Raw genomic sequence first — 7,539 nt, 5'->3', positions numbered from 1 at the left:
GGTGGAGCTGCTATTACTATCAAATCGGTTGTAAATAAACCAATTAAGTTTGTCGGAACTGGTGAAAAAATGGATGCTATCGATGTTTTCTATCCAAATCGTATGGCAGAACGTATTCTTGGAATGGGTGACGTTGTATCGTTAGTAGAACGAGCACAAGAGCAATATGACGAGGAGGAAGCAAGAAAATTGCAAAAGAAAATTGCGAAAAATGAATTCGGGTTTGATGATTTCTTAGCGCAAATTCAACAAGTTAAAAAAATGGGTAATATGAAAGACTTGGTCGGAATGATACCAGGCGCTTCAAAAGCCATGAAAGATGTTGAAATTGAAGATGACGCTTTCAAACATATAGAGGCTATCATTTTTTCGATGACGCCAAAAGAAAGAAGCAAGCCAGCTTTAATAGATGTGAAAAGAAAGACTAGAATTGCAAAAGGTGCTGGTAGAAAAATAGAAGAAGTCAACCAGCTAATGAAACAGTTTGACCAAATGAGCAAAATGATGAAAATGATGCAAGGTCCAGGTGGAAAAAACATGATGAAAATGATGGCTGGAATGAAAGGTGGAATGCCAAAAATGTAAAAAACGAGACGTGAATTATCACGTCTTTTTTTATTTGAAATTATAAAAATATATTATAAACAACACAACTAAATAACTACAAACCATGCAAATTCTAGACGGAAAAAAAGTATCAGAAGATATCAAAATTGAAATTGCTGCCGAAGTTCAAAAAATGAAAGACAATGGCGAAAAAGTTCCACATTTAGCAGCCATAATAGTTGGAAATGATGGTGCAAGTTTGACCTACGTTGGTAGCAAAGTAAAAGCTTGTGAAAGAGTTGGCTTTGAATCAACTTTGGTTAAAATGCCAAGCACAACTTCAGAAAATGAACTACTTAGAAAAGTTAAAGAGTTAAATCAAAATGATGATATCGATGGTTTTATTGTGCAACTTCCACTTCCAAAACAAATAGATACGCAAAGTATTATTAATGCGATTGATCCAAGTAAAGACGTTGATGGATTTCACCCAGAAAATTTTGGAAAAATGGCTTTAGATATGAGCACATTTATACCAGCAACACCTTTTGGAATTTTAGAACTTTTAGAAAGATACAACGTTCCAACTGATGGTAAACATACTGTAATTATTGGAAGAAGTCATATTGTTGGTCGTCCGATGAGTATATTAATGGGAAGAAATCATTTTCCTGGAAATTCTACGGTAACTTTAACACATAGTCATACTAAAAATATTAACCAAATCACCTCGCAAGCCGATATTATTATTACAGCTCTTGGTGTTCCAAATTATCTAAAAGCCGAAATGGTAAAAGATGATGTAGTTGTAATTGATGTTGGAATTACACGTGTTGCTGATGAAACATCTGAAAAAGGATATAAAATTGTTGGCGATGTTGACTATGAAAATGTTTCTAAAAAAGCATCATTTATTACACCAGTTCCTGGTGGAGTAGGACCAATGACAATCGCAATGTTGCTAAAAAATACACTTTTAGCAAGAGAACAAAAACGATTAAAAAAATAGCATGATAATTTCGTTAGCAACTAGAGAACAACTTGTTGAGGTTCAAAAGTTGGCACAAATTATTTGGCCAGCAACATACAATTCTATCCTTTCTCAAGAACAGTTTGGCTATATGATGGAAATGATGTACAGCCTTTCATCGCTTAAAAAACAATTGGAAAGCGGAAAAGTATTTTTGCTAGTAGAAGATGTAAATCGTTTTGTTGGTTTTGCTTCTTATGAATTGCATGTGGAAGCAACTGCTAAAACCAAAATTCATAAACTTTACGTTTTGCCCGAAATGCAAGGAAAAGGAATTGGTCGAAAATTGATAGATTACATCAAAGAAATTTCCATAAATGAGAATGATGAATTTTTGCAACTTACTGTAAATCGTCATAACAATGCTAAAGATTTTTATCTTAAATACGGATTTAAAATCACTGAAGAAAAAGTTTTCGAAATAGGAAACGGATATGTTATGGATGATTATGTGATGGAAATGCAGTTGTAATTAGTATTGAAAATTATCATGCAATATTTCCTAATCCTTCAGGAAGTGGTCGATAAGCATAGTAATGTAAAACTTCTTTGATAGCTACTTTTAGAGCTTCGTTTATTGGTAAAATGGTTGTACCTAACCTAAAATCTATTTGGGTTAGATTCATGTAATAATCTGTAAATATCGGCAAATAAAGCCCTTTGCTAATAGCTTCTTCAGTATTGTTGAAGTTTTCTTGTTGGTTTTCTTTTATGATTTTACATGTGGCTAATTTCAATTCTCCAAATTTATCTCGACTGGCAGCATAACCAAAAAGGCGACATATTAACCCGCGATAGCGATAGTTTCTACAACTTCCGTTTGAACTATCAATTAATGTAAGAGGTTGGTACAAATGACAATTAGAAATCTTCTTTTCGTTTAGTGTCTTTAACATAAACTCGGCTTTGCCATTCAAAAAAAGATAGAATGCCCATGGCAAAAATTCTAAAGGTGAAGCATCAATATCGGGTTTAGAGCAACATTTGCCACAACCAGAAAGACAATGCAAGTTTGTTTGCGATTTAAAATCGGTAATTTCATTCTCAAGTCGATCAAATAACTGTTCAACCAATCGCACTTTGCTTTCTATAGACATTAATTTTTGTCTAATTTACGCTTATAAAAATGGCTTATGGCTTAATAGGGTTTTATTTTTTGAAACTTAAAAAGAAGCGAGTCAATTCCTTAAATCTAAATTGGACAACAGTATATCCTAGTTTAGAAAATAGTTCATTTTATGGATTAACTGAAACTGATTTTAAAAATGGAGTAGGAAAAACAATTGTAGTAATTTACGCTTCTTATAATATGTTTGGTAAAACTGTTGTAAAACTTTACTTTATTTAAAAGCTTAATTCTTAAGATAAAGTAGTACTAAGCTATGCTTGATATTTGATTTTGCGCTTTTTTAAGAAATGCTTTCATTAATAATCTGTTAGGAGCTATTCTTGCATTAATTAACATTTTTTTAGCAGATGCTTTATCGCTTATTACGTTTTCTTGAATTGTTTGTTTTGTCCCCATAAACCATGAAACAAAGTTAAAATTCGTTTCTGCAGAAATCTCGCTTTTCGAAGAAGTTAATTTAGCATCATCAGCATTAACTATTAACGATGCAACACTAGTAGTTTCTGAAATAGTTTGACTTATCATAGTAGAACTAGATAATATAAAAAAATACAAAAGAATTGCAGATGATGATAGTAAGCTTGAGAAATTAAACTTTTTCATAATAGTAGGCTTTAGGTTAGAAAACTAATTTTTGGGAAATCATAGTTCTCATTAGCGAAGCAAAGCTAGAGTAATTCAAATCCCTCAAAAAATATTTTCGTCGAAATGCCTGGAAAGTCGTTGAAATGGTATTTTATCTATAAGTTTAGGTTAAATAATTGAAAATTTGTAATTTAAGCAAAAAAAAAGATGCCATAGCGACATCTTTTTATACTATTTTAAGATTAGATTATTTTTTTATTACCAACCTGAATCCTTCTCCATGTATGTTTAGCACTTCTACATTCTCATCAAGTCTTAGGTATTTTCTCAATTTAGCAATATAAACATCCATGCTTCTTGAAGTGAAGTAATTGTCATCTCTCCATATTTTTGTAAGAGCTAATTCTCTTGGCATTAAATCATTTTCATATAATGCTAGCATTTTAAGCAATTCATTTTCTTTAGGAGATAATTTAATTGGCTCTTGGTTTTGAAAGGTTAAGAAACGCAACTTTGAATTAAGATGAAATTTTCCAATTTCAAACTCAAATTTTACAGGTTCATTTTTCACTTCAGATGACTTACGTTGAATAATAGCTTTGATTTTCATTAGCAATACTTCAGAGTCAAAAGGTTTGTTTAGGTAATCATCTGCGCCAACTTTATATCCTTTTAAGACATCTTCTTTCATTGATTTGGCTGTAAGAAAAATAATTGGTACATCTTTATTTTTTTCTCTAATCTCTTTGGCTAATGTATAACCGTCTTTATATGGCATCATTACATCAAGGATGCATAAGTCGTAAGTATCTTTTTTAAATTTTTCAAAACCTTCCATACCATTTTTTGCCAGCACAACTTCAAAATCATTTAGCATTAAGTAATCTTTTAGTATGGCTCCAAAATTTTGATCGTCTTCGACCAATAGTATTTTTTTGTTTAAAGTTTCCATTTTTTTTTAGTTTATTAGTGGTAATTTTATGATGAATGTGCTTCCTTTTCCTTTTTCGCTTTCTACGAAAATTTGTGCATTGTGATCTTCAACAATCCTTTTTACATAAGACAACCCTAATCCGTGTCCTTTAACATTGTGAATATCACCGGTATGTTCTCTGTAAAATTTTTCAAAAATTCTTTTTTGAGCTATTTTACTCATTCCTAATCCATGATCTTTTATTTTTATAATAATAAAATCTTTTACATTTTCGGTGTAAAGATCAATAATTGGGCTGTTTGGCGAATATTTTATTGCATTATCTAAAATGTTTACAATTACATTGGTAAAATGAACGTCATTCAATAAAGCAGTTGCTCTTGTGGCATCCAAATGAGTTATTATTTTTCCTTGTCTGTCTTCAATAATTAGATTAACATGTTCAATTGCTTCTTTAATTATATCGTGAACATTGTTGTTTTCTTTGTTTATTTCTAATTCTCTCTTTTCAAGTTTTGAAATTCTAAGAACATTTTCAACTTGCGCATGCATTCTTTTGTTTTCATCTCTTATCATTTGCAAATAGCGCTTCACTTTTTCATGGTCATCAATAACTTTTGGGTTCTTGATGGCATCAAGAGCTAGGTTGATTGTAGCAATTGGTGTTTTAAATTCGTGCGTCATGTTATTGATGAAATCGGTTTTGATTTCAGAAATTTGACGTTGTTTTATCAATTGGCTTAACGCGCTTGAATAGGCAATTATGATAATTAATGTAAATATTATTGACAAAACTGTAATTCCGATTAATTCTGAAAATAAAAACTTCTTTTTTTCCGGAAAACTTACCATTAATTGGTATTTGTTGTTTCCTTCATTATCAGTAAAAATTGGAATTGTCGATGTATTAGACTTTTCATAACGAAATTTTTCCGATTTTATTTTAGTGGCAAGTCCATTACTATATATTCCAAACTCAAATGGTGTTTTCACATCATATTCGTCAAGATAAAATTTCAATAGTGCATTCAACTTTTCAGTTGAAATTCTTTCTTGAATTGGTTTTACTGCGGCAATATCTTTAAAAAATATTTCAAATTGTGCATTGTCTAAAATTGCCATGTTTCCTGTTTTCTGAATTTTTACATCAGGTGCAATTTTGTGCTGAATACTCGAATTATCAATTTTAGCATTATTATAAATTTCTGTAGTTCTTTTGCTAGAAAAACTTTTTAATTTTATACTGTCAATTTTTTTGTCAAAGAGCGATGATGATAAATTGAAATCTTCTGATATTATATTATTTGAATAAATAATTGTTTCGTTGGTTTTAGAATTTCTTTGATAATAACCAAACTCTAAAAAATCACTTCTTTCAGGATCTTTACCTATGCTATCTTTAAGTTTTTTGTACTTATCAATAAAACTATAAGCTTCTTCTTTTTGAATTCTTTCAGAAACGTTTCCTATAACTTGTGCTACATGAAAACGAAATTGCTCATCATTGTTTTTTAAAGAAGTATTGAACCAATATACTTGAACTACGATTATCCCAATTAAAGATAAACTCATCAATAGTACGAGTAACCGAAAGAAAAACTTATTCATACCTACAAATTTAATATTTTAACAATTAGCGTAAGAATAGATTAACCAAACATTAACATTAATACGAAAAATTATTGAATTGACAATGTTTTGAGAATTTCGTCAATTTTGTTTTTTGCAAGTTCTAAGTCAACGTTTTCAACTACAAAAGTGCTTTTGGAGTTGCGTTCTTCGTCTGTAATTTGATTTTTAATTCTACTTAAAACTTTTTCTTTTGTAGTTTTATCTCTTTCTATAACTCTTTGAATGCGAGTCTCTAGCGGTGCAGTAATGTTTATAATTATAGCACAATCTTTATAACTTCCACTTTCAAATAAGATGGCAGTTTCTTTTACAACAAATGGATTGTTGTTATTCTCTTGTAGCCAATTTTCATAATGTTTTTTTACTTCTGGATGCACTATTGAATTTAGTTGCTTCAGTTTGTCAGCATCATTAAAAACAACTTCTGCTAATTTTTTTCTGTCAATATTGTTTGATTTGTCTGTAATTTCTTTACCTAAAAGGAAAATTATTTTTTCAACAACATCTGGAAAATCCATGACCTTCTTGGCTTCGACATCAGAAATATATACTGGGATTCCTTTTGTTTGTATATAATTGGCAATTGCCGATTTTCCACTTCCAATACCTCCTGTTATGCCAACAACTTTGGTTTTAATTTTTGTTTTGTCAAAAAACAATTCTGGAAAGGCATCTTCAGGCTTTTTTTTGAGAAGATTAATTTTTATAAATGATTCGATAAACCTTAATCCATATCCATAAAATTGTTTCCAAACAGCTTTTATTGAATAAAAGCCAATTAGTAAGTTTCTATTTTGAAAACTTGATACAAGAAAAATTAATAAAAAATAAATGAAATATAGTTTTAAAGGCAAATCAATTGCAAAAACTAATAATAGGATAGAAGCAAAAAATCCAATAATAAAAAGCGAAGGGAACCAGTAGGTGAATTTTGCATATTCTGGATGCCAACTGTTTAGTATAGGTCTTGCTTTTCCAAATTTTGAGACTTGAAGTTCAAACTTTTCCCAATCAATTCTTCTTTTGTGATAAACAAAACAGTTTTTCAAAAGTCGAGATTGAAATCCAAGTTTCCAAAGACGAATTGTCAAATCGGGATCTTCGCCAGGATGAATATTACCAAAGCCATTAGAAGCTAAAAAGGCTTTCTTTGAAATCCCCATATTAAAACTACGAGGTTGAAATTTATCCAATTTTTCTGACCCACCTCTAATTCCTCCAGTTGTAAGAAAGGATGTCATGGTAAAGTTAATAGCTTTTTGAATAGAAGAAAATGATTTTAATGCGCGATCACTTCCTCCATAAAAATCAACAAAATTTGAACTTAATTCTTTTTCAACATTTTCAAGATAATTTTCTGGAATAATACAATCAGAATCAAAAATGATGAAGTAGTCACCTTTTGCTTTCTTCATTCCAAAATTGCGCGAATCGCCAGGACCCGAATTAGGTTTAAAATAATAGGAAATAGTTAGTTTACCTTTAAATTTCTCAAGTACTGTTTCACATTTGGTTGTTGAACCATCTTCGATAATTACTATTTCATATTCTTTTTTATAGGAAGACGATAACAAACTAGCTAGTAATTCTTCTATCTCATCAGGTCGATTGTAAACAGGAATTAGTATAGAAAAAAACATGGGTTGTTTGGTTTTTATAATTTTACAAATATAAAAAAAATCC

8 protein-coding genes and 2 pseudogenes are annotated in these 7,539 nt (G+C 30.3%); 4 read left to right on the top strand and 6 right to left on the bottom strand.

Annotation, left to right across the window (positions count from 1 at the left end; translation table 11 throughout):
* The 3 genes and pseudogenes from ACIQ66_RS08545 to ACIQ66_RS08535 form a co-directional block, all read left to right on the top strand.
* A pseudogene (locus ACIQ66_RS08545) lies at window positions 1-585 on the top strand (signal recognition particle protein); the annotation flags it as partial.
* Between the two features lie 85 nt (window positions 586-670).
* Window positions 671-1,555 (top strand): bifunctional 5,10-methylenetetrahydrofolate dehydrogenase/5,10-methenyltetrahydrofolate cyclohydrolase, encoded by an 885-nt coding sequence (locus ACIQ66_RS08540; RefSeq protein WP_396212381.1) that lies wholly within the window; start codon window positions 671-673, stop codon window positions 1,553-1,555.
* A 1-nt stretch (window position 1,556) separates the two neighbouring features.
* Complete coding sequence (locus ACIQ66_RS08535; protein ID WP_396212380.1) at window positions 1,557-2,048, top strand: GNAT family N-acetyltransferase; 492 nt, start codon at window positions 1,557-1,559, stop codon at window positions 2,046-2,048.
* A gap of 16 nt (window positions 2,049-2,064) precedes the next feature.
* On the opposite strand, the gene ACIQ66_RS08530 is transcribed toward ACIQ66_RS08535, so the two are convergent.
* Complete coding sequence (locus ACIQ66_RS08530) at window positions 2,065-2,673, bottom strand: YkgJ family cysteine cluster protein (protein WP_396212379.1); 609 nt, start codon at window positions 2,671-2,673, stop codon at window positions 2,065-2,067.
* Between the two features lie 29 nt (window positions 2,674-2,702).
* On the opposite strand from ACIQ66_RS08530, the gene ACIQ66_RS08525 reads away from it, so the two are divergent.
* Window positions 2,703-2,924, top strand: coding sequence for a hypothetical protein (locus ACIQ66_RS08525; RefSeq protein WP_396212378.1), 222 nt, complete (start codon window positions 2,703-2,705; stop codon window positions 2,922-2,924).
* A gap of 27 nt (window positions 2,925-2,951) precedes the next feature.
* On the opposite strand, the gene ACIQ66_RS08520 is transcribed toward ACIQ66_RS08525, so the two are convergent.
* From ACIQ66_RS08520 to ACIQ66_RS08500, 5 genes and pseudogenes are all read right to left on the bottom strand, one after another.
* Window positions 2,952-3,308, bottom strand: a complete 357-nt coding sequence (locus ACIQ66_RS08520) for a hypothetical protein (RefSeq protein WP_396212377.1) — start codon at window positions 3,306-3,308, stop codon at window positions 2,952-2,954.
* 229 nt (window positions 3,309-3,537) lie between these two features.
* Window positions 3,538-4,242 (bottom strand): response regulator transcription factor, encoded by a 705-nt coding sequence (locus tag ACIQ66_RS08515; RefSeq protein WP_396212376.1) that lies wholly within the window; start codon window positions 4,240-4,242, stop codon window positions 3,538-3,540.
* Between the two features lie 6 nt (window positions 4,243-4,248).
* The gene (locus ACIQ66_RS08510; RefSeq protein WP_396212375.1) at window positions 4,249-5,832 is read right to left on the bottom strand and encodes a sensor histidine kinase; all 1,584 of its coding nucleotides are present in this window, start codon (window positions 5,830-5,832) and stop codon (window positions 4,249-4,251) included.
* 71 nt (window positions 5,833-5,903) lie between these two features.
* Window positions 5,904-6,515: a dephospho-CoA kinase gene (gene coaE, locus ACIQ66_RS08505; RefSeq protein WP_396212383.1), complete on the bottom strand. Its 612-nt coding sequence runs from the start codon at window positions 6,513-6,515 to the stop codon at window positions 5,904-5,906.
* Window positions 6,507-7,496, bottom strand: a pseudogene (locus tag ACIQ66_RS08500) (glycosyltransferase); the annotation flags it as partial. The pseudogene ACIQ66_RS08500 and the gene coaE, both read right to left, overlap by 9 nt.
* Window positions 7,497-7,539: the final 43 nt, after the last annotated feature.

It is taken from the genome of Flavobacterium sp. (assembly GCF_044377315.1).
Lineage (GTDB): Bacteria > Bacteroidota > Bacteroidia > Flavobacteriales > Flavobacteriaceae > Flavobacterium.
The sequence above is the reverse complement of the archived record's forward strand: the minus strand, read 5'-3'. Positions and strand labels throughout refer to the sequence as shown.